The organism is Bradyrhizobium sp. 147 (assembly GCF_023073935.1).
Lineage (GTDB): Bacteria > Pseudomonadota > Alphaproteobacteria > Rhizobiales > Xanthobacteraceae > Bradyrhizobium.
In genome coordinates this window covers 1-20,885 of record NZ_JADPKL010000011.1, presented here as the reverse complement: position 1 = coordinate 20,885, position 20,885 = coordinate 1, and the positions used below count along the sequence as shown (strand labels likewise).

General features: G+C 63.1%; 17 protein-coding genes. 10 read left to right on the top strand and 7 right to left on the bottom strand.

Annotated elements, in window-relative coordinates:
- Positions 1–20: 20 nt before the first annotated feature.
- Positions 21–353: a hypothetical protein gene (locus IVA87_RS02700; protein WP_247304402.1), complete on the top strand. Its 333-nt coding sequence runs from the start codon at positions 21–23 to the stop codon at positions 351–353.
- Here IVA87_RS02700 and IVA87_RS02695 read toward each other — a convergent pair.
- On the bottom strand, positions 333–1,175 hold the full coding sequence (locus IVA87_RS02695; RefSeq protein WP_247332660.1) for a metallophosphoesterase: 843 nt from the start codon (positions 1,173–1,175) through the stop codon (positions 333–335). The genes IVA87_RS02700 and IVA87_RS02695 overlap by 21 nt on opposite strands.
- A 304-nt stretch (positions 1,176–1,479) precedes the next feature.
- Between IVA87_RS02695 and IVA87_RS02690 the strand changes: the two genes are divergently transcribed.
- Together IVA87_RS02690 and IVA87_RS02685 are read left to right on the top strand one after the other, a co-directional pair.
- Positions 1,480–1,902 carry an MAPEG family protein gene (locus IVA87_RS02690; protein ID WP_128262063.1) on the top strand — a complete coding sequence of 141 codons (423 nt, stop codon included), beginning with the start codon at positions 1,480–1,482 and terminating at the stop codon, positions 1,900–1,902.
- Between the two features lie 35 nt (positions 1,903–1,937).
- Positions 1,938–3,239 carry an RsmB/NOP family class I SAM-dependent RNA methyltransferase gene (locus IVA87_RS02685; protein ID WP_247304399.1) on the top strand — a complete coding sequence of 434 codons (1,302 nt, stop codon included), beginning with the start codon at positions 1,938–1,940 and terminating at the stop codon, positions 3,237–3,239.
- Positions 3,240–3,353: 114 nt separating this feature from the next.
- Here IVA87_RS02685 and IVA87_RS02680 read toward each other — a convergent pair whose 3' ends face one another.
- The 3 genes from IVA87_RS02680 to IVA87_RS02670 all read right to left on the bottom strand — a co-directional run bounded on the left by IVA87_RS02680 (position 3,354) and on the right by IVA87_RS02670 (position 4,744).
- The gene (locus tag IVA87_RS02680) at positions 3,354–3,563 is read right to left on the bottom strand and encodes a cold-shock protein (RefSeq protein ID WP_008141931.1); all 210 of its coding nucleotides are present in this window, start codon (positions 3,561–3,563) and stop codon (positions 3,354–3,356) included.
- Between the two features lie 267 nt (positions 3,564–3,830).
- Positions 3,831–4,163, bottom strand: coding sequence for a DHCW motif cupin fold protein (locus IVA87_RS02675; protein WP_247304397.1), 333 nt, complete (start codon positions 4,161–4,163; stop codon positions 3,831–3,833).
- Positions 4,164–4,372: 209 nt separating this feature from the next.
- On the bottom strand, positions 4,373–4,744 hold the full coding sequence (locus IVA87_RS02670) for a nuclear transport factor 2 family protein (protein WP_247304395.1): 372 nt from the start codon (positions 4,742–4,744) through the stop codon (positions 4,373–4,375).
- A gap of 149 nt (positions 4,745–4,893) precedes the next feature.
- Between IVA87_RS02670 and guaA the strand changes: the two genes are divergently transcribed.
- From guaA to IVA87_RS02650, 4 genes are all read left to right on the top strand, one after another.
- On the top strand, positions 4,894–6,492 hold the full coding sequence (guaA, locus tag IVA87_RS02665; RefSeq protein WP_247304393.1) for a glutamine-hydrolyzing GMP synthase: 1,599 nt from the start codon (positions 4,894–4,896) through the stop codon (positions 6,490–6,492).
- 157 nt (positions 6,493–6,649) lie between these two features.
- Positions 6,650–8,446, top strand: a complete 1,797-nt coding sequence (locus IVA87_RS02660) for an AAA family ATPase (protein ID WP_247332658.1) — start codon at positions 6,650–6,652, stop codon at positions 8,444–8,446.
- An 11-nt stretch (positions 8,447–8,457) separates the two neighbouring features.
- Entirely contained in the window at positions 8,458–10,281 is a 1,824-nt protein-coding gene (locus IVA87_RS02655) for an ATP-dependent helicase (protein WP_247304390.1), read from the top strand.
- A 261-nt stretch (positions 10,282–10,542) separates the two neighbouring features.
- On the top strand, positions 10,543–11,796 hold the full coding sequence (locus IVA87_RS02650; RefSeq protein WP_247304388.1) for a serine hydrolase: 1,254 nt from the start codon (positions 10,543–10,545) through the stop codon (positions 11,794–11,796).
- An 85-nt stretch (positions 11,797–11,881) separates the two neighbouring features.
- Here IVA87_RS02650 and IVA87_RS02645 read toward each other — a convergent pair whose 3' ends face one another.
- Entirely contained in the window at positions 11,882–12,382 is a 501-nt protein-coding gene (locus tag IVA87_RS02645; protein WP_247304386.1) for a peptide deformylase, read from the bottom strand.
- A 224-nt stretch (positions 12,383–12,606) separates the two neighbouring features.
- Here IVA87_RS02645 and IVA87_RS02640 point away from each other — a divergent pair, with 224 nt between their 5' ends.
- Positions 12,607–15,849, top strand: a complete 3,243-nt coding sequence (locus IVA87_RS02640; protein ID WP_247332698.1) for a DEAD/DEAH box helicase — start codon at positions 12,607–12,609, stop codon at positions 15,847–15,849.
- A 270-nt stretch (positions 15,850–16,119) separates the two neighbouring features.
- Positions 16,120–17,337 carry an MFS transporter gene (locus IVA87_RS02635; protein WP_247304380.1) on the top strand — a complete coding sequence of 406 codons (1,218 nt, stop codon included), beginning with the start codon at positions 16,120–16,122 and terminating at the stop codon, positions 17,335–17,337.
- Positions 17,338–17,357: 20 nt separating this feature from the next.
- Here the strand turns inward: IVA87_RS02635 and IVA87_RS02630 are convergent, their stop codons facing one another.
- Both IVA87_RS02630 and IVA87_RS02625 read right to left on the bottom strand, forming a co-directional pair.
- A complete protein-coding gene (locus IVA87_RS02630) occupies positions 17,358–17,744 on the bottom strand; it encodes an ester cyclase (protein ID WP_247304378.1) in 387 nt (128 codons plus the stop codon).
- 57 nt (positions 17,745–17,801) lie between these two features.
- Positions 17,802–18,674 carry a bifunctional helix-turn-helix transcriptional regulator/GNAT family N-acetyltransferase gene (locus IVA87_RS02625; protein ID WP_247332655.1) on the bottom strand — a complete coding sequence of 291 codons (873 nt, stop codon included), beginning with the start codon at positions 18,672–18,674 and terminating at the stop codon, positions 17,802–17,804.
- Between the two features lie 380 nt (positions 18,675–19,054).
- Between IVA87_RS02625 and IVA87_RS02620 the strand changes: the two genes are divergently transcribed.
- Positions 19,055–20,719, top strand: a complete 1,665-nt coding sequence (locus tag IVA87_RS02620; RefSeq protein WP_247304374.1) for an acetolactate synthase large subunit — start codon at positions 19,055–19,057, stop codon at positions 20,717–20,719.
- Positions 20,720–20,885 lie beyond the last annotated feature (166 nt).

Sequence of the window (20,885 nt, the reverse complement as noted above, 5' to 3'; positions counted from 1 at the left end):
CGCATATTTTAGGTGCTGCGATGTTAGAGATTGGTATTTTCTGCGTAATGCTGCTGGCAGCCGGCTATTGGGCGACCATGTTCGTCATGGGCCGGCGTAACGACGTCATCCATGGCAAGTTCGTGCATGTCGACGAGGAGGGCGATGTCGTTGGTCCCTCGATGCCGCCGCCGCCGCCATTCCCGAAGCGTCCGGTCCAAGCCGCCCAGCCGGCCAAGGTCCAGCCTACCAAGGATCCCACGGCCAAGCCGGTCAACAGCGAGGCGCTGCAATCCTTGCTGGCTGCGATCCAGCAGGATCTCAAGAGCGTCGCCCGAGCCGTCAAGCAGGCATTAGTGCTCGTCGCCCATTAGGGCAAGGAGCTCTTCGATGTCGACATCGACCTGGCCCGCGGCCCTGATGTGGCGGACCTCAAAACTGTCGGGCTGGAAACGATACTCGACGAGCCCGACTTCCTTGATCGCGATCCGGTCCTGGCGCGCATCGTTGATGACGAAGCCGGCCGACGGCGCCCAGACATGGCGGGTGAGGCGATAGGTGAACTCGCGCCGCTGGTGCACATGACCGCTGGCGATGAGCCGGAGATCGACGCGCTCGAACATCTCGATCAGTCGCGCCCGGGCCGGCTGCGGCACGTAGCGGATCGCGGTTTCCGGCGTTTCGGGATCGTCCGGCAGGTTGAGAAACAGCGGCTTGTGCAGGAACAGCGCGACCGGCTTTCCCGTGGTGCGCGCGATCTCGCGGGCCAGCCAGTCGAATTGTTCGGCCTCGAAGGCGAGCCCTGCATTCATGACAAGTGAATCGAGGCCGATGAAGCACCAGCCGGCAGCCTCGAACGCCCAATGGTCCTCGCCGATGATGTCGCAGAATTGTCGGCGGTGCGCCTCGCTGACCGGCGGCTTCGGCGCCGGTCCAATCATGGTTGGATTGTCGCCGATGTCGTGATTGCCGGGGAGATAGCGGCAGGCGATGGGCAGGGCATCGTGCAGGCTTTTCGCGAATGCGACGTCATCCACGCTGGTCGGGCCGTCGAACGAGACATCGCCGGTATTGATGACGAGATCGGGCCTGTTGGCGTCGATGTGCTCGCTGAGGCGGTGGAAGTTGGCGATCAGGCCGGGAAAGCGCCGGCCGAGATGGGTGTCGGAAATCTGCGTGAGGCGAAATTCGGACATGCGTTCATCATACCCGTTGTCACGCGTCGGAACGATGACGGTGCGGGCATGCGTCGCACGAACAAAGTTTAAAGCGCGCGATAGCGGATCGTATAGCCGTCCTGCGGGCGAGGGCGCCGGCGAGCGGCGAGGCGATGCGGTCGGCATGGCGGTCTCTCGCCTCGCGGCCCGCGGGGGCCGAAATCGCTTTAACGATCGACCTTTGATCGCGAGAGCGGGAACGCCGGTTCAAGTCGTTCATTGTCAGCGCCAAAAGTCGCAGCTAATGACGGTCGGCGGCATTTCGCCTCCCGGGAAAGTTCCGATGTCCGTTCAAATGGTCCTGCTGCCGGTCTTCGTGCAGGTCGCTCTCACCTTCGCGCTCCTGATCGGCATGGTTGTCGCGCGCCGCAAGACGCTGGTCTCGGGCGAGACCAAGATCCGCGACATTGCGCTGGGCGAGCCGAACTGGCCCAAGGGCGCCACACAAATCGCCAATTGCTACCGCAACCAGTTCGAGCTGCCGGTGCTGTTCTACGTCCTGATCGCACTGGCGCTGCCGCTGCGCCGTGCCGATCTCTTCATCGTGCTGATGTCCTGGGTGTTCGTGGTGACGCGCTTTGCCCATGCCGGCGTTTTCGTCTCCTCCAACGATCTCGGCCGGCGCTCCACGGTCTGGCTCGCCGGCGTGCTGGTGCTGTTGGCGATGTGGATCTATTTCGCGCTGAAGCTGCTCTTGCTGATCTAGGCGCTTGTGCGCCAATCTTTTTTGAAAGATTTGAAATGACGCCCGCTGCCCGGCTGTCCGCAGCCATCGAACTGATCGACACCATCGAGAAGGACCGCGTGCCTGCGGCCAAGGCGCTGAAGGAGTGGGGCACCGCGCACCGCTTCGCCGGTTCCGGCGACCGCGCCGCCATCGCCGGCCTGGTCTGGGACGTGCTGCGCCGTTACGCCTCGAGCGCGTACCTGATGGATGCCGATACCGCGCGGGCGCGGCTGATCGGCATGCTCCGCCTCGAGCGAAACATGGATACGGCCACCATGGCCGCGATGTTCGACGGCAGCCGGTTTGCGCCAGAGCCGCTGACGGAAGCCGAGCAGGCCGCGCTCGCCTCGCGTTCCCTGAAAGATGCGCCCGCCGCCGTGGCCGGCGACTATCCAGACTGGCTTGATCCCCACCTTGGAAAAGTGTTCGGCGAGGACCGTGCCGCCGAGGCCGCGGCGATGGCGAGCCGGGCCCCGCTCGACCTGCGCGTCAACACGCTAAAATCCAATCGGGACAAGGTGCTGCGTGCACTTGCTCATCTTCATGCAAAACCGACGCCTTGGTCCGCAACCGGCCTCCGCATCGAGCTTTCGGCCGATGCGCGCAACCCGGGCATCCAGGCCGAGGAGGATTTCATCAAGGGCGCCATTGAGGTGCAGGATGAGGGATCGCAGCTTGCAGCCCAATTCACTGCGGCAAAACCCGGCGAGCAGGTGATCGACCTCTGCGCCGGCGCCGGCGGCAAGACGCTGGCGCTCGCCGCCCTGATGCAGGGCAAGGGCCGGCTGATCGCCACCGACCGTGACAAGCGCCAGCTCGCCCCGATCCACGAGCGGCTGTCGCGCGCCGGTGTCCACAATGCCGATGTCCGCACGCCCAAGGGCGACGCCGATCCGCTTGCCGACATCCGCAGCACCGCCGATCTGGTCGTGATCGACGCACCCTGCACGGGAACCGGTACTTGGCGCCGCAACCCTGACGCCAAATGGCGCATGCGGCCGGGCGCGCTGGAGATTCGCCTGCGCGACCAGGCCGAGGTGCTGGAGCGCGCGGTTCCGCTGGTGAAGCCGGGTGGCCGCATCGCCTACATCACCTGCTCGGTGCTGCCGGAAGAGAACGGTGAGCAGGTCAGGGCGTTCGTCGCCCGCCATCCCGAGTTCACGGTCGTCCCGCCTGAGCAAACCGCGAGCGTGCTCTGGGACAAGGCGGAGGCTTTTGGCGAGGCCGCACTGCAATCGGATGAAGGCTGGCTGATGACGCCGCGGCGGACCGGGACGGACGGGTTCTTCGTTTCGGTGCTGAGGAAATCGGGCTGACCGCGCCAGCGGCGCCCAAAACAAAGCCCCGCGAACCGAATCCGGTCGCGGGGCCTGTGTTCGCTAACCGCTTCTGACCGGTACGTCGGTGGTCAGAAGCGCCTTGCGCCGGCGTTAGCCGACGCGGAGATTGTCAGCCGAGGACTTGCCGCTGCGGCGGTCGGCGACGATGTCGAACGAGACCTTCTGGCCCTCGTTGAGGGAGGAGAGGCCAGCGCGCTCGACGGCGCTGATGTGCACGAATACGTCCTTTTGGCCGTCGTCCGGCTGAATGAAACCATAACCCTTTTGGGTGTTGAACCACTTCACGGTGCCCATAGCCATGGGATTGTCCTTTAGTTAGTTAGAGAGGATACGCACGCAGACCGGTACGCAGCATTGCGCCCATAGTCCCTGATGAGTCGATGTTTGGAGAATTCATCTGAAGCGTGCGCGCCCGTCAGCAACGAAGCGAAGCGGCCCAGTCGTTCGGCCAAGTATCGATGATCACAATATAGCGAGAATTTGGGGCCAGTTCAAGGCACCACCCGTGGCTCGGCATGTCGCGCGCGCTTGCTATTTTGCGGTGCAAATTGGCCGCCCTCGCGCCTCTCAATCGACGATGAAGAGCGTCGCACCCACCGCCGTCGAGGACCGGTGCGCGGCGTCGCCGAAATCCGAGACCTGGTAGCTCATCCCCGCCGTCAGCTTGAACTTGCGCCCGTCGCGCAGCTCCGAGTCGAGCTCGCCCTTCAGCACGTAGAGCACGTGACCGCGATCGCACCAATGATCGGCGAGGTAGCCCGGCGAATACTCGACCATCCGCACCCGGAGTTCGCCGATGTTGAGCGTCCGCCACTTGGCCTCGCCGGTCTCGCCGGGATGCGTGGTGGGCTCGACCTGGCTCCAGTCGGTGACGGTGAACGGGGATGCCGGGAGTTTCATGGCGGAGGTCCAATCGGTGTCGGCAGTGTTGTTAGCGTACACCGCGTTCTCCGTCACTGCGTGTGGGGGTCACGAACCTTCCTCGTTCACGCTGTCATCGCCCGCCTTGTGCGCACTTGCGCACTGGGGCGGGCGATCCAGTATTCCAGAGGCGGCAATGATCGAGCCGAGAAGCCGCGGCGAGGGTGGGGCGGCCTTCCGGAACCGGCCTATGCCGCCAAATGATTCGCCGACCCCTGCACGATCAGCCCTTCGGCGTTCACCCGCAGATATTCGCAGATTCGCTTGCCCCGCTCGTTCTCGTAGAACACAACCACGCTGTCCGGGCTGACGAACACATCGATCAACGAAAAATGCAGGTTCGGCAAAAGCCCGAGCGCCTTGCCCCAATAGGCGCGGAGCGCGTCCTTGCCGCGCACGGTGCCGCTGGCATCGAACCCCATGACGGGGATGCGGTCCGACGTCATCACGGCCGCCTCGTCATAGAGCGTGAGCACGCGTTCGAGGTCGCGCGCATTCCAGGCCTCGACCCAGGTCCGGCCGAGCGCGGCGAGCGTTGATGGCTGATGGTGCTGTGACATGGCGTTCTCCCTGTTCGGCCCCCTGTTTGAGAGGAGGACATAATAGGTCAATATTGCTGACCTATATGGTTTTGTCCATGCCCAAAGAAGGATGTGGGGCGCGCGCCCGCGCGGTTGCGGGCAGCTCCCGTGTCGCGTATCTGCTGGCCATGACAGCAGCACAAAACGACCGCTCCGCGTCGACGCCCTCGGTGGCCTCGGCGCACGACAAGATTCTCATCGTCGACTTCGGCAGCCAGGTGACGCAACTGATCGCGCGCCGCGTGCGCGAGGATGGCGTCTATTGCGAGATCGTTCCGTTCAACAAGGCCGAAGCTGCCTTCAACGAGATGAAGCCGAAGGCGGTGATCCTCTCCGGCGGGCCTGAGTCGGTGCATGAGGCCGGCTCGCCCCGCGCCCCGCAAGCGATCTTCGATTCCGGCGTGCCGGTAATGGGCATCTGCTACGGCCAGATGACCATGGCAGCCCAACTCGGCGGCGAGGTCGAGGGCGGCCATCACCGCGAATTCGGCCGCGCCGATGTCGAGGTGAAGGCGCCGAGCAAGCTGTTCGAGGACGTCTGGTCACCAGGCGGCAGGAATCAGGTCTGGATGAGCCATGGCGATCGCATCACCAGGATGCCGCCGGGCTTCTCGGTGGCCGGCACCTCGCCGAACGCGCCCTTCGCGATCATCCAGGACGAGACGCGCAAATATTACGGCCTGATGTTCCACCCGGAAGTGGTGCACACGCCCGACGGCGCCAAACTGATCCGCAACTTCGTGCGCAAGATCGCCGGCCTTTCCGGCGACTGGACCATGCGCGCCTTCCGCGAGGAGGAGATCCAAAAAATCCGCCAGCAGGTCGGCAAAGGCAAGGTGATCTGCGGCCTTTCCGGCGGCGTCGATTCAGCGGTCGCGGCCGTGCTGATTCACGAGGCGATCGGCGACCAGCTCACCTGCGTGTTCGTCGATCATGGCCTTTTGCGTCTCGACGAAGCCAAGACCGTGGTCGACCTGTTCCGCCACCACTACAACATCCCGCTCGTGCACGTGGATGCCTCAAAACAGTTTTTGGGCGAGCTCGAAGGCGTTACCGATCCGGAGACCAAGCGCAAGACCATCGGCCGCCTCTTCATCGAGGTGTTCGAAGAGGAAGCCAAGAAGATCGGCGGCGCCGACTTCCTCGCGCAAGGCACGCTCTACCCTGATGTGATCGAGAGCGTCTCCTTCACCGGCGGCCCTTCGGTGACGATCAAGTCGCACCACAATGTCGGTGGCCTCCCTGAGCGCATGAACATGAAGCTCGTCGAGCCGCTGCGCGAGCTGTTCAAGGACGAGGTGCGCAAGCTCGGGCGCGAGCTCGGCCTGCCCGAAATCTTCGTTGGCCGACACCCGTTCCCGGGCCCGGGCCTCGCCATCCGCTGCCCCGGCGAAATCACCAAAGACAAGCTCGACATCCTGCGCAAGGCCGACGCCGTCTACATCGATCAGATCAGGAAGCACGGCCTCTACGACGTGATCTGGCAGGCCTTTGCCGTGCTGCTCCCCGTCAAGACCGTCGGCGTCATGGGCGACGGCCGCACCTACGACTACGTCGTCGGCCTGCGCGCCGTCACCTCCACCGACGGCATGACCGCCGACTTTTACCCGTTCGACATGAAGTTCTTGGGCGAGACCGCCACGCGCATCATTAACGAGGTGAAGGGCGTGAACCGGGTGGTGTACGACGTGACCAGTAAGCCGCCGGGGACGATCGAGTGGGAGTGATTTTCACCCATTCATACCGGCAGCACCCCAATGGTGGGGATCTGTTGCGGCGCGATCGGCTTCGAAGCACGTCCGCCGTTTAAGACGAGTGTTTTGTGCCGACTCAACTTATGAGATAACGCAGGCTCAATAAGGCCGCGTGGCTCTGGGGGGAGTCGTGAAGATATTTTCCGTTGAGATAGAAAATTTTCGAGGCATTCGCTCCGCAAAGCTCGTGCTGCCTGATCATGCCGTCCTGATCGGCGACAATAACACCGGCAAATCGTCGGTACTTGAGGCGATCGATCTCGCATTGGGGCCTGACCGGCTCAGTCGACGGCCGCCCGTTGATGAGCACGATTTCTATGAGGGCAACTATCTTCCTCTCGCGAACCCCAGGGCCCCCGAAGGGGCGGAGCTTGTCCCGGCCCCGAAGATCAAGGTCGAGGTCACGATCACCAACTTGTCGTCAGAACAGGAGGCGCGCTTCGGCGCCGCCGTCGAGTGGCTGAATACAAGCACCGGCGAGTTCTATCAGGAGGCTAGTCTAGCGGGTGTCGATGTTGCTGAGATCAAGGCGGCGCTCCGGGTCACATTCATCGGCGAATATGACCCTGACGAAGACGACTTCGTCGGCAATACCTACTTCACACGCAGCCTGTCGGAGGACGAGACCCCGACCTCCTTTTCTAAGAAGGATAAGCAGCACTGCGGCTTTCTCTTCTTGCGATCGTTGAGGACCGGATCTCGCGCGCTCAGTCTCGAACACGGCAGCCTGCTGGACATTATCCTGCGGCTCAAGGAGATCCGGCCTCAGATGTGGGAAGGGACGATCGGAACGCTTGCCGGTTTCGACGTTGCGAGCGATCCTGTCCTTGGCATCTCGGGCGTGCTCGAAAGCATCGACAAGTCGCTGAAGAATTACGTGCCGCGCGAGTGGGGAGTGAAGCCGCACCTTAAAGTGTCAAACCTGACACGTGAGCATCTCCGAAAGGTGGTTACTGCGTTCATAGCCACCGGCACGGGCGACCATGCGGCGCCCTTCTTCCGGCAGGGAACGGGGACAATCAATATGCTGGTACTCGCGATGCTGTCGCAGATCGCCGAGGATAAGCAGAACGTCATTTTTGCCATGGAAGAAGCCGAAACGGCGATCCCGCCATATGCGCAAAAGCGAATTGTCCACGAATTACGCAAGCTTTCGGCTCAGTCGCTCTTTACATCGCACTCGCCGTACATCCTCGAGGAGTTCAGCCTCGATGAGACCGTCACCCTTTCGCGAACGGGCAATGGCAAACTGGCCCAGGCAAAGATCGAGCTGCCGGAAAGCGTCAAGCATAAGCGTTATCGCCAGGAGTTTCGGACTCGGTTTTGCGAGGGGCTGCTCTCACGTCGCGTCCTGATCGCCGAGGGCGCAACGGAGGCGACGTCTTTCCCAGTCGCCGCGCGCCGCTTGTCGGAGTTGAACCCGACGATATACGCGTCTTTGGAGGCCCTGGGCGTGTGCGTCATCGACGCAGGGACTGAAACCCAAATCGCCGATCTCGGCGCTCTGTATAAAAGCTTGGGAAAGCGAACCTTCGCCCTATGCGACAAGCAAACCGGTCCGGCCAAGGCGACTATCGAAGCTCAGGTTGAGCGGCTGTTCATGCATGAGGAGAAGGGCATCGAGGATCTGATCCTCAAGAATACGACCCAGGCTGCGCTCGAACGGTTTGCGGACTTGCTGGATTGGCCGCCCCACCTGCAGACTAAATACCCGAACCCAAAGATACAGGTGGTAGTGGCGCTCAAGGACTATTTCAGCTGGTCGAAAGGAAACTGGGGGATCGCAGAATTCCTAGCGCAGTGCTGCGAGGCCGAGATCCCGCAGTGGTTGCGTGAGGCTTGCATCACCCTGAAAGCGCTCTGCGATGTACCGCCACCGCCGGCTGGCGAAGGTGACGAAGAAGACGCTGTCGACCCTCTCAGCTAGGTGGATGTGTCATGGTCGAGCTGACCGAGGCTCAAAAGAAAGTCATTCGGACCGTCGGGCATCACCTCGTGACCGGTGGGCCCGGCTCTGGAAAAACAACCGTCTCGATTCTCAAGGCCGCGAAAATTGCATGTGAGGCGCTGAAGCCCGGCCAGCGCATCCTTTTCCTCAGTTTCGCCCGCGCGACCGTTTCGCGCGTGCTGGAGGCGATCGACGAGGAGGCTGCGATCGCACGTGAGGAGCGACGGAGGATCGAGGTCGATACCTATCATTCGTTCTTCTGGCGCATTCTGAAAGCCCACGGTTACCTGATCGGCTTTCCGCGGCGGATAACGATCCTAACGCCATCAAACGAGGCAATCGCTCTGTCCGCCGTACGGAGTGGCTATAAAGCGGCTTCGAAACTGTCGAATGAGGAGAAAGCGCAGAAGCGCGCACGTGAGGACGCAGAGCGGGCTCGACTCGCAACCGAAGAGGGAAAGGTTTGCTTCGAGCTGTTCGCAGACCGCGTGGCAATCTTGCTTCACGGCTCTAACAAGATCCGGTCGCTTATCTCGACGATGTACCCCTACATCATTCTCGATGAATTTCAGGACACGAGCGCCGACCAATGGCGAGCGGTACAGGCCTTAGGCGTGAGTAGCACGCTGATAGCTCTAGCCGACCCAGAGCAGCGAATCTTCGATTTCATCGGGGCTGATCCGGAGAGGCTTAACCACTTCACAGCCGCTTTCGCACCATCAGTCCACGATCTCGCCGCGGACAATCATAGAAGCAAAGGCACTGATATCACATTGTTTGGCAACGACATTCTGACCGGAAAATTCCGTCAGAACGAATACAAAGGAATCGCCTACGCGCCCTTCGAATCCAACCCCAATCAAGCCTACACGTCACTCGTTGGACAGGTCCTGCAAGCCCGCAAGCGTTTGATTGAAGCGGGTCGACGGGACTGGTCGCTTGCGGTACTCGTGCCGACCAAAAGGATGACTCGCCTCGTATCTGACGTGCTGCGCGAACCGTTCGGAAACGTCCCGCCTATTGCGCACACGGCAGCTGTCGATATGGAGGGGCCGATCCTCGCCGCTGAGATTGTCGCCTTCTTGTTGCAGCAGCGCGGCCATGCCGGATGCTTTGACAAACTTGTCGAGCTACTTTGCAGCTATTTTCACGGCCGCGGCGGTGCGACGCCCACTAAGGGCGACATGGACGAGGCTAAGCGATTTCGAGCGGCGTTGGCGAAATGGAATGAGTGCGTTGCAAAAGGCCGCCCGATGCCGGGCAACAGTGTATTAAAAGGCACGTTTGCCGCTCACCAAGCTTCAGCGGCTCTGGCGCTCACGGGGGACCCCGACGCAGATTGGGTGGCAATGCGGGCTGTGCTGGGCGCCGGAGCTTGCCCGCGATTGAACCATGTCGCGAGGGAGGTGCGCAATGTCCGACTTCTTGAGCGAGGGACCCTGCTTCGCCAGGGATTAGCGCAGGACTGGCGCGATGGGGGCGGATATCGGAATGCCCTTGAGATCACCCGCCAAGCCTTCGTTCATGAGCATTTCGCGACAGCACACAAGCCGGAAGCGGGTGTCGTCGTGATGAACATGCACAAGGCGAAGGGGAAACAGTTCGACGAGGTCATCATTTTCGAAGGCTGGCCAAAGCGGGTGAAACGCGAGATCGTAGCTAATCCTGATCGAATTGTGTCCGGCAATTTTCACGATGGATCGATGACGCAAGCGCGTCAAAACTTCCGTGTCAGCATCACCCGAGCGAAAGTGCGGACGACAATCATGACGCCAAGTGACGATGTTTGCGTCTTGTTGAAGCCAACTCCGTAGCGAGTTGATCGCTCCGTTCGCACGGCATTGAATTTTCCGCAAATAGGCATCGGCCCATAAATGCTCGATCGCATGATCGGCGTTGCCCCGTCGTTGTGACCTGGAGTGTGTTTTGGTTCGGGAGTCGGATATCGATCGCTCTATTTATTCTACGAATGGGCGCCCAGCTTCCGCCGCCGACCACCCCAGCGCTGGCGTTGGGTGTACGTCTAGCGTGCTCATGATACGATTCCGGCGTTGCCAGCCCCGGAGCTTACGTTCATGTCTATCGTCGCCCCTCAATCTCTCGCCGCCGCCACGGAGACCGATCCCGAACAGTTAGGCTGGATGCGCGGCTTCCCGCCGTCAGCCGACCGCATCATCACCTTCCAGGACGGCTCGTTCCGCAGCTTCCCCGAACTGCGCTGGGCCTGGAGCAACATCCGCCAGTTGGTGCCGACGGTGAACGTCTGGCGCGGGGCGGGGCCGGCGTCGGTGCTGCCGCGGGAGGAGCATGACATCGGCGCGGTCGCCTCGACCACGATGGACGGTCGCCCGATGACGTTCGCAAAAATGCTGGAGGAGACCTACACCGACGGCATCGCGGTGCTGCATCGGGGCAAGCTGATCTATGAGCGCTATTTCGGCGCCTTGAAGCCGCACAAGCCGCATCTCGCGATGTCGGTGACGAAGTCGTTCACCGGGGTGCTCGCAGGCATGCTGGTCGCCGAGGGCAGGATCGATCCGCAGGCGCCCGTCACGGATTATGTGCCGGAGCTGAAGGCGAGCGCGTTTGGGGACGCGCGCGTGCACGAGGTCATGGATATGACCACGGGGCTCGCATACACCGAAGTCTACACCGACAAGAATTCGGATGTGTGGGGATTGCGACGTGCGAACGGCATGGCCCCGATCCCGCCGGGCTATGACGGCGCGACCACGATCTTCGATTTCCTCATCGCGCAGAAGAAGCAGGGCGAGCACGGCAAGGCCTTTGCCTACAAGACCGTCAACACCGACGTGCTGGCCTGGATTTGCCGCCGCGTCAGCGGCATGACCCTGTCCGATCTTCTCTCCGAGCGCATCTGGCAGCCGATGGGTGCAGAGGAGGACGCGCATTATCACGTTGACCGCATCGGCACCGAGAGCGGCGGTGGCGGTCTCTCCACGACACTGCGCGATCTCGCCCGCTTCGGTGAGACCATGCGCAATCACGGCCGCTTCAACGGCCGCCAGATCGTGCCTTCGTCTGTGGTCGAGGACATCGCGCGCGGCGGCGATCCCCACAAATTCAAGCCGGCCGGCTACACCACGCTGCCGGGCGCGTCCTACCGCAATCAATGGTGGGTCAGCCACAATGCCCACGGCGCCTATATGGCGCGCGGCGTCCACGGCCAGGGCATCTACATCGATCCCAAAGCCGAGATGGTGATCGCCCGCTATGCCTCGCATCCCATGGCGGGCAACGCCGCCAACGATCCCGTGACACTGCCGGCCTACATGGCGCTGGCGAAGGAGCTGATGGCGGTCGGGTAGGCCGCGCGTCGCACGCTCGCGCCCCGCACGCGCTGTCATGCCGCGGCTTGACCGCAGTGGCCCTACACAAGCGGGAGTGAATGCATCACGGACCCCGCAACGTCTTCTCGTACTTTTTCACCAGCCGCTCCCGCTTCAGCCGCGACAGCCGCTGGATCCAGAACACGCCGTCGAGCTGGTCGATCTCATGCTGGTGGCAGACGGCCCGCAGGCCGTCCGATTCTTCGCTATGCATGTTGCCGTCGAGATCCTGATAGCTGATCCGCACCCGCGCGTGGCGTTGCACCTCGTCGTTGACCCCAGGCATCGAGACGCTGCCCTCGCGGTGCAGGATCATCTCGGGTGAGGCCCATTCAACGACCGGATTGACGTAGGTGAGGGGACCGTCCCTGGCGTCGAGCTCGAGCACGACGAGCCGCAAGGGCACACCGACATGCGGCGCGGTGATGCCGATCCCGGGTGCCGCCCGCATCGTCTCCAACAGGTCCGCCGCCAGTTTGCGCAAGCCGTCGTCGAATGCGCTGACGGCTCGTGCAGGCATCGCGAGCCGGCGGTCGGGGTAGCGGACGATGGAACGGATGGTCATGCCGGGTTCTTACCATTCATGCATGGTTGAAGCACTCCGTTGTTGCGCCGCCTCGATCGGTCAGGGCCCGAGGCGTCAGGTTCCTGTTCGCAAGCGGGAGGAGTCGGCTACAACGATCGGGGCGGAGGGGCTATCCTGAAAGCTCAAAGACCACGGAATTTCTGCAAGTGCTCTCGGACGTTCTCAAGCGCAAGTCGATCTACAGTTACTTCAGCCGATCGGCGATGGAGAAGGCGGTTTCCTATCAGGCGCAGGGCCGTGTCTCGAACCTCAAGGTCAGCGATGACCTGAAACATGTCAGCGCGCAGGTGCGCGGCAGCGGAGCAAACAGGTATGAGGTCGATATCGTCTTGGTGTTCAGCGGTGACGAACTTGTCGACCTCGATGGCGATTGCAGTTGTCCGATGGAGTACAATTGCAAGCATGTCGCTGCAACGCTGCTGGAGGTGCTGAGTGGGAGGGAGGTCCCGGCAGCGGGCACGCAGGCTGCCAGCAACGCACCCATGGCGCCTCCGGTTCTTTCGTCCGAGCTCACCAGCTGGATCGACAGCGTTGGCCGGACGGTGCGGGGTGACGGGGCTGGCGCGGATCAGAATCAGTGCCTGCTGTACTGCCTGGAGCCATCGGACCACGCGATGCCGCGGCTTGAATTGTCCCTGCGGTCCGTCCGTGTGCTGAAGGGCGGCGGCTTCGCTGACAATTATACCAGCCCCAGCCTCTACGAGTTCAAGGCTGAGCGGGCGCCGAAATACTTCCGCGATGTCGACATCGACATCATGACGCAAGTGGCGACCGGCACCCGCAGCTATTACGAGCAGGGACCCTATTCGGAGGAACTGCTGAAGCGGATTGTCGCGACTGGCAGGGCCTTTTGGCTTGACCACAAGCGGAGCCCGCTGACGTGGGCAGACGCGCGCTCGGGCCGGATCGAGTGGCGATCGACGGGAAAGAGCGGTCTCACGCCTCATCTCCTTGTCCCCGGGGCGGTCGCGCTCAACGCCGAGCCGCCGGTGTACGTTGACGAGGCCGCCGGCCTGATCGGGCCGGTACAATCGGGCCTGCCCCCACGGTTGGCCTTCAAAATCCTCTCGGCTCCCGCCATTCCGCGCGCGCAGGTGGAGGAGGTCTCGCGCCGCCTCAGTCAGAAGCTGCCTGAATCTCACCACGGCCTCTTGCCTGCGCCGCCGACCGTCGCTGTGTCAATCGAAGAGGATCCTCATCCGGTGCTGCGGCTGCGGCTGGGTCACGTCGCGAGCTACTATTCCTACTCCCGCGGCGGGAACCAGGAGCACGGGCCGGCGGCGGTCGCTACCCTCGGATTCCGCTATGGCGGCTTCGATATTGGTCCAACCCAGCGAGCGAGCCGGGTGGAGCTGTTTCAGGCCGGCAAGCTGTTTTCGATCACGCGGCGACAAAGTAAGGAGAAGCAAGCGCGCAAGCGTCTGGCGGATATTGGTCTTCGTGACGCGAGGACGGCACTGCCGGCGCTCGACTTCCGTCATGCCAACGATCTCACGCTGAGCAACCAGGGCGGCTGGTTCGATTTTCTCGCCCAGCATGCCGAGCGATTGCGCTCCGAAGGCTTCGAGATTCTGGTCGACGAGGACTTTCCGTTTCGGCTCGCGGACTCCTCCGGCGACTTCGATGCCGCGCTGGAATCGAGCGGTATCGACTGGTTCGAACTGGCGCTCGGCATCGACATCGACGGCGAGCGCCACGATCTTGCCCCGCACGTCGCCGCGCTGGTATCGGCGCCCGACTTCAGGCCAGAACGGTTGCGGCGACTCGCAGAAAAGGGCGACCGGTTTTATCTCCCGCTCGCCGACGGCCGCCAACTGGCGCTGGCCGCCGATCGCTTTTTGCCTTTGGTGCTGGCGCTGCACAGCCTGCACATGAACGGCACTCTCGCCGATGGGTCGAAGAAGATCAGGCTGTCGCAGGCCGACGTCGTTCCGCTGCTGGGCCTGGAGAACGAGAATTTTGTTTTTCGCGGGGCCGACAATCTCCGTCGTCTCGCTGGCCTGCTTCAGACGCGAGGGCTGACTGCGCCCGACCTTCCGCCGACCTTTCGGGCGACGCTTCGACCCTATCAAGCCCAGGGTGTGGCCTGGCTCGACCTGCTTCGCGAGAGCGGCTTGGGCGGCGTCCTCGCCGATGACATGGGGCTTGGCAAGACAATTCAGATCCTGGCGTTGATCGCGCTGGAAAAGCAGCGGGGACGGCTCACCAATCCTGTGCTGGTTGTCGCGCCGACGAGCCTGATGACCAATTGGTCAGCCGAAGCGCAGAAGTTCGCCCCGGACGTGAAGGTCCTCGTCCTTCAGGGGCCAGAGCGCAAGGAGAAGTTCCCGGCGATTGGCGAGCATGATCTCGTGCTGACCACGTATCCCTTGATCGCGCGAGACCGGGAGGTGCTTCTGGCGCGGGAATGGCACATCGCCGTGCTGGATGAAGCCCAGACCGTCAAGAATCCAGACGCCGCCACCACTCGCTGGTTGCGGGATGTCAAGGCAGCGCACCGCTTCTGTTTGACGGGCACGCCGATGGAAAATCATCTCGGCGAACTCTGGTCGATCATGAGTTTCGCAAATCCAGGCTATCTCGGGGACAAGGCGGCGTTCTCGCGCCAATGGCGCTCGCCGATCGAGAAACGGGGTGACAAGGTCCGCACTGAAGCGTTAGCGCAGCGGGTTAAGCCCTTCCTGCTGCGTCGGACCAAGGCCGAAGTCGCCACGGAACTGCCGGCCAAGAGCGAGATATTGGAAACGATCGTGCTCGAAGGTCCGCAGCGCGATCTCTATGATTCCATAAGGTTGTCGATGTCGCGCAAGGTCCGCGAGGCCATCGCGGCCCGTGGTTTCGCGAAGAGCCACATCGTCGTTCTGGAAGCCTTGCTGAGAATGCGGCAGGCATGTTGCGATCCGGCGCTGCTGAAGTTGCGGGATGGCGTGGAGCGGCCGTCGGCCAAACTCGAACGTCTGATGGAGATGGTATCGGAGCTGTTGAGCGAGGGCCGGAAGATCATCGTCTTCTCTCAGTTCACCTCCATGCTCGATCTGATCCGGCGGCGCCTCGATGCCAATGGCCTGCGATACAGCCTTCTTACTGGTGACACCAAGGACCGCAAGGCGGCGATCGAAACCTTCCAGAACGGTTCGGCGGAGCTTTTCCTGATCAGCCTGAAGGCGGGTGGGGTGGGCCTCAATCTGACCACGGCGGACACGGTGATCATCTTCGATCCCTGGTGGAATCCTGCGGTCGAGGAACAGGCGATCGATCGTGCCCATCGGATCGGACAACACAAGGCAGTGTTTGTTTACAGACTCGTGGCCGCCGGCACCATCGAGGAGAAGATGGACGAGCTCAAGGCCAGAAAACGGGCGCTGGCCGGCAGTCTATTCGAGCGCGATGGACAGATTGCTTCGGCGCTCACCGAGGACGACGTGAAGGCCCTGTTCGAGGCTTGACCGCGCACGGCGCTCCGGCAGGCAGGTTGGCATGGCCTCTGGCGAACCGGCGCAGGGGGCCATTGTGCCGGTGTTTTGCCTGACTGAGTCAAACCGCCGTCGCAATTGCCGTAAGTCATTGATCTTGCAGCACCCGGCTACTGTGCATGGGGTTGTTTTCGCAATTTATTGGCAGGTTGCAAAAACGTGCGGCAAAAATGACGTGGCACTGTCGGTCGGCGCTGTTCCCAATCGTCTTCCACGCGAGACAGACCTGAACAGGAGACCAAAATGACCCAATCCCCCTATCGCTGGGTGATCGTCGCCGCCGGCGGCCTGCTCGGCTGCGTTGCGATCGGCGGCATGTTTTCGCTGCCGGTGTTCCTGCAGCCGATCGCCAAGGACACCGGCTGGTCGGTGACCGGCATCTCCAGCGCGATGACGATCGGCTTTCTGGCCATGGCCTTCACCAGCATGGCCTGGGGCACGCTGACGGATCGATTCGGGCCGCGGCCGGTGGTGCTGACGGGATCGACCGTGCTGGCGCTGAGCCTGTTCGCCGCGAGCCATGCGACCTCCCTGATCGTTTTCCAGTTCGTGTTCGGCCTTCTGGTCGGGGCGGCCTGCGCGGCGATCTTCGCGCCGATGATGGCGACCGTGACCGGCTGGTTCGAGACCCATCGCAGCCTCGCCGTGTCGCTGGTGTCCGCCGGCATGGGCATGGCGCCGATGACGATGGCGCCGTTCGCGGCCTGGCTCGTTTCCGGCCATGATTGGCGGACCTCGATGCAGATTGTCGCCCTGGTGGTCGGCGCCATCATGATCCCGGTCTCGTTCCTGGTGCGCCGTCCGCCGGCGCTCGCGCACGCGGCCGCCGCACCAACGGGCGCGGCCGGGCAGGGCGAGATGTCGATGGGCGAGGCATTGCGCTCGCCGCAATTTTTGATCCTGCTCGCCACCAACTTCTTCTGCTGCGCCACCCACTCCGGTCCGATCATCCACACCGTCAGCTATGCCGTGAGCTGCGGCATTCCGCTGGTCGCGGCAGTGACGATCTACAGCATCGAAGGTTTTGCCGGCCTGGGCGGCCGCATCGCCTTCGGCGTGCTCGGCGACCGCTTTGGCGCCAAGCGCGTGCTGGTCTCGGGCCTCCTGCTCCAGGCGTTCGGTGCGCTCGCCTACGTCTTCGCGCATCAGCTCACGACGTTCTACGCGGTCGGCGCCGTCTTCGGCTTCATCTATGCCGGCACCATGCCGCTCTACGCCGTCCTCATCCGCGAGAACTTTCCGCTCAAGATGATGGGCACGGTGATCGGCGGCACGGCGATGGCCGGCAGCCTCGGCATGGCAACCGGTCCGCTCGCCGGCGGCCTGATCTACGACGCGTTCTCGAGCTATGCCTGGCTCTATATCGCCTCCTGGGCGATGGGTCTCGGGGCGTTCCTGATGGCAATGACGTTCCGCCCGTTCGCAAAGCCGCAAGGCGAGGTGGCAGCGGCGCCGGCATAGTTCGTGATCGAGGCGCAGCATCAGAGCTGCGCCTCGATCGCCGCCTTGTCGATCACCGACCAGACCTGCCGGATCTTTCCATTGTGAAACGTGTAGAAGACGTGCTCGCAAAAGGACACGCGCCTGCCGTTCACCTCGAGCCCCAGGAATTGTCCGACCGGCGTGCAGTCGAATGCCAGCCGGCAGGCGATGGTGGGTGGATCTGAGGTGAGCAGCGCGATGTTGAAACGCAGATCCGGGATATCGCGAAAGTCCTGCTCCAACATCGCACGATAGCCAGATAGGCCGAGCGGGCGGCCATTGTGGACGACATCGTCATGCACGAACTGGCCGAGGCCCGGCCAGTCCTGCCGGTTCAGGCAGGCGATGTAGTTGCGATAGCGGTCGGCGAGGTCGGCGCTGTTCATCGTGAAGCTCCCATGCTGCAACGATAACGCAGCAGGAGGCGAATTCGCCTCGCGGCGTCACAGCCGCTTTTCAAAGAACAGATCGGGATAGGGATCGTCGTTGAAGCGAGGAATCTCGCGCCAGCCGGTGCTGCGGTAGAGCTGGCCGGCCTCGGGCAGCGCGCTGTTGGTGTCCAGCCGCAGCAGCGTGATGCCGAGCTCGCGCGCAGCATCCTCGGTCGCATCCATCAGGCGGCGGCCGAGCCGCAATCCACGCGCGGCGGGCGCAACCCACAGCCGCTTGATCTCGGCATAGCCGTGATCGGTGCCCTTCAGCCCGACGCAGCCAATCGGCAGCGTGTCCGAGATCGCAACGATGAATGTGCCGCGCGGCCGGCGCATGTCCTTGGCATCGGGATCACGCGAGCGCGACACGTCGAAGCCCTGCTTGAAGCGCCGGCCGAGCTCGGCATAATACTCGCCGAGGCAATAGCGGGCCTCCGCGCTTTGCGGGTCCATCTCGTCCAGCCTGACACGCTCGCGCGTCAGCGCGGAGGCGATCAGGTCCATCGCTGCCAGCAGCGCCTCGGCTTGCGAGTGTTGCGCGAGGATGCCGCCCGCCTGCGCGTTCGACAGCGCCTCATAGGCTGCGAACTCGCGCCGGCCCGCGCGCGTGAGCTTTGCCATGCGCCGGCGCGCATCGTCCTCGCGTGCGTTGGTCTCGATCAGCCCTTCGTCCTCGAGGCTGCGAAGCAGCCGGCTCATCAGCCCGGAATCAAGACCGAGATAGTCGCGGATCTCCGCCACGTCCGAGCGGCCGTGGCCTATCGCGTTGAGCACCCGCGCCGCGCCAAGCGGCCGGCCGCGGCCCAGGAACCAGGTATCCAGCGCACCGACAGCGGATGTGACGGCGCGGTTGAAGCGGCGGACGCGGGAGACGGGGTCGAGCATGATGTCTGACTTTAGTCAGGTATCTCCTGCTGTCAATCGCTTTGGGCAGGTCAAGAGGTCCTCGCATGGCGCAGATCGCAACCGCTTCCGTTGCGCCAGCCGACGGGAGATCGCCGCGGCGATGCCGCGCGAGCCGCCGGTCACGCGTGCCACACCGCGGCCGGGACACGCGAGAGGTTGAGGCTGTCGCTCCACACGCTCTCAGTGCGAGCGCAGCGAAGCAGTGCAGAAATGGATCCGGGAAAGACTCCGGCTTGCTTCGCTGCGCGCAATGACGAGACTGGAGCTCTCGCGCGCCTCTTTGTGAGTTGTGCCCGTGCCGTGAGCCGCTACCATGCGGCCGCTCCCGGAGCGTGGGACGTACAGGAAGCGGAGACCACATGAGCGGCCAGGACCACAAAGTCAAAGGATCGGACTTGTTTGTCGCCGCGCTGGAAAACGAGGGCGTCGACCGCATCTTCGGTGTCCCCGGTGAGGAGAATCTCGATCTCGTCGAATCGCTCCGCACCTCAAGGATCGAGCTGATCCTGACGCGCCACGAGCAGGCCGCCGCCTTCATGGCTGCCACGCATGGGCGGCTGACCGGCAGGCCCGGCGTGTGTCTGTCGACGCTTGGACCCGGCGCACTCAATCTATCCACCGGCGCGGCCTATGCGCATCTCGGTGCGATGCCGATGATCCTGATCACCGGTCAGAAGCCGATCATGAGCAGCCGGCAGGCGCGCTTCCAGATCGTCGACGTGGTCGCGACCATGAAGCCGCTGACGAAGCTGTCGCGACAGATCGTCAGCGCCTCCAGCATCCCGACCGTGGTGCGCGACGCCTTTCGCGTCGCGATGGAAGAACGGCCCGGGCCGGTTCATCTCGAATTGCCAGAAGATATCGCGGGCGACGAAGTATCCGCCGTCCCGGTGATCCCTGTCCATCCGATCGAAATTCCGGTCGCGCATCGTGCCGCGCTCGACCGTGCCGCCAAGATGATCCTGGCTGCAAAGCGTCCGCTGGTGATGATGGGCGCTGCGACCAGCCGGCCGCGGTCGACGCATGGCATCGCAAGCTTCGTGCGGCGGACCGGCATTCCCTTCTTCACCACGCAGATGGGCAAGGGCACCGTGCCCGGCGGCACCAACCTCTATATGGGGACCGCCGCGCTGTCCGAACGCGACTACGTTCATGACGCGATCGATGCCGCCGACCTGATCGTCGCGATCGGCCACGACCCCATCGAGAAGCCACCCTTCATCATGGGGCCGGCGGGGCCGAAGGTGATTCACGTGAGCTATACACCGGCGAGCGTGGAGCTGGTCTATTTTCCCGACGCCGAGGTCGTCGGCGACGTCGGCCCGAGCCTGGAGCTGCTCGCCGATCGGCTCGAAGGCAAGCTGCCGCAGGCGGCGGCGCTTTTGCCGCTGCGCGAAGAGATTCTCAGGCACATCGCCGATCGCGCCACCGAGCCGCGCTGGCCGCCGACACCGCAGCGGATCGTGCACGACATCCGCCAGGTGATCCCGGAGAACGGCATCGTCGCGCTCGATAACGGCATGTACAAGATCTGGTTCGCGCGCAACTACCGCACCCGCGTTGCCAACACGCTGCTGCTCGACAATGCGCTGGCGACGATGGGTGCGGGCCTGCCGTCGGCGATGATGGCCGCGATGCTCCATCCGGACCGCCGTGTGCTCGCGGTCGCCGGCGATGGCGGCTTCATGATGAACAGCCAGGAGCTGGAGACTGCCGTCCGTCTCAAGCTCAATATCGTCGTGCTGGTGCTCGAGGACAACGCCTACGGCATGATCCGCTGGAAGCAGGCGGTCGATCATTTCGCCGATTACGGCATGACCTTTGGAAACCCGGACTTTGTCGTCTATGCCAACGCCTACGGCGCTAAGGGACATCGCATCGCGAGCATCGACAGCTTCGGCCCGACGCTGGAGGCGGCCTTCAAGGAGGGCGGCGTGCACCTCGTCTCGATTCCGATCGATTATTCGGAGAACGTGCGGGTGCTGGTCGACGAGCTGCGGGCGCATGAAAAATCGAAGGCGTAAGTGTGTTCGACACTTCGCCACACCCGTCATTGCGAGCCAACGGGTCCGCGCGAAGCGCGGCCCGATGACAGGCTCCGCGAAGATTCCATGGGGGTGGATAGCGACCAAGTCTGAGGCCAGACTGAGGTTGCATCCATTCAACCTGGAGACGACGATGTTGCTCGAT

What these genes read in the sequence shown, in the direction of transcription:
- IVA87_RS02700 (WP_247304402.1), top strand. Translation starts at nt 21, where the DNA reads ATGTTAGAGATTGGTATTTTCTGCGTAATGCTGCTGGCAGCCGGCTAT.
- IVA87_RS02695 (WP_247332660.1), bottom strand. Translation starts at nt 1,175, where the DNA reads ATGTCCGAATTTCGCCTCACGCAGATTTCCGACACCCATCTCGGCCGG.
- IVA87_RS02690 (WP_128262063.1), top strand. Translation starts at nt 1,480, where the DNA reads ATGTCCGTTCAAATGGTCCTGCTGCCGGTCTTCGTGCAGGTCGCTCTC.
- IVA87_RS02685 (WP_247304399.1), top strand. Translation starts at nt 1,938, where the DNA reads ATGACGCCCGCTGCCCGGCTGTCCGCAGCCATCGAACTGATCGACACC.
- IVA87_RS02680 (WP_008141931.1), bottom strand. Translation starts at nt 3,563, where the DNA reads ATGGCTATGGGCACCGTGAAGTGGTTCAACACCCAAAAGGGTTATGGT.
- IVA87_RS02675 (WP_247304397.1), bottom strand. Translation starts at nt 4,163, where the DNA reads ATGAAACTCCCGGCATCCCCGTTCACCGTCACCGACTGGAGCCAGGTC.
- IVA87_RS02670 (WP_247304395.1), bottom strand. Translation starts at nt 4,744, where the DNA reads ATGTCACAGCACCATCAGCCATCAACGCTCGCCGCGCTCGGCCGGACC.
- guaA (WP_247304393.1), top strand. Translation starts at nt 4,894, where the DNA reads ATGACAGCAGCACAAAACGACCGCTCCGCGTCGACGCCCTCGGTGGCC.
- IVA87_RS02655 (WP_247304390.1), top strand. Translation starts at nt 8,458, where the DNA reads ATGGTCGAGCTGACCGAGGCTCAAAAGAAAGTCATTCGGACCGTCGGG.
- IVA87_RS02650 (WP_247304388.1), top strand. Translation starts at nt 10,543, where the DNA reads ATGTCTATCGTCGCCCCTCAATCTCTCGCCGCCGCCACGGAGACCGAT.
- IVA87_RS02645 (WP_247304386.1), bottom strand. Translation starts at nt 12,382, where the DNA reads ATGACCATCCGTTCCATCGTCCGCTACCCCGACCGCCGGCTCGCGATG.
- IVA87_RS02640 (WP_247332698.1), top strand. Translation starts at nt 12,607, where the DNA reads ATGGAGAAGGCGGTTTCCTATCAGGCGCAGGGCCGTGTCTCGAACCTC.
- IVA87_RS02635 (WP_247304380.1), top strand. Translation starts at nt 16,120, where the DNA reads ATGACCCAATCCCCCTATCGCTGGGTGATCGTCGCCGCCGGCGGCCTG.
- IVA87_RS02630 (WP_247304378.1), bottom strand. Translation starts at nt 17,744, where the DNA reads ATGAACAGCGCCGACCTCGCCGACCGCTATCGCAACTACATCGCCTGC.
- IVA87_RS02625 (WP_247332655.1), bottom strand. Translation starts at nt 18,674, where the DNA reads ATGCTCGACCCCGTCTCCCGCGTCCGCCGCTTCAACCGCGCCGTCACA.
- IVA87_RS02620 (WP_247304374.1), top strand. Translation starts at nt 19,055, where the DNA reads ATGAGCGGCCAGGACCACAAAGTCAAAGGATCGGACTTGTTTGTCGCC.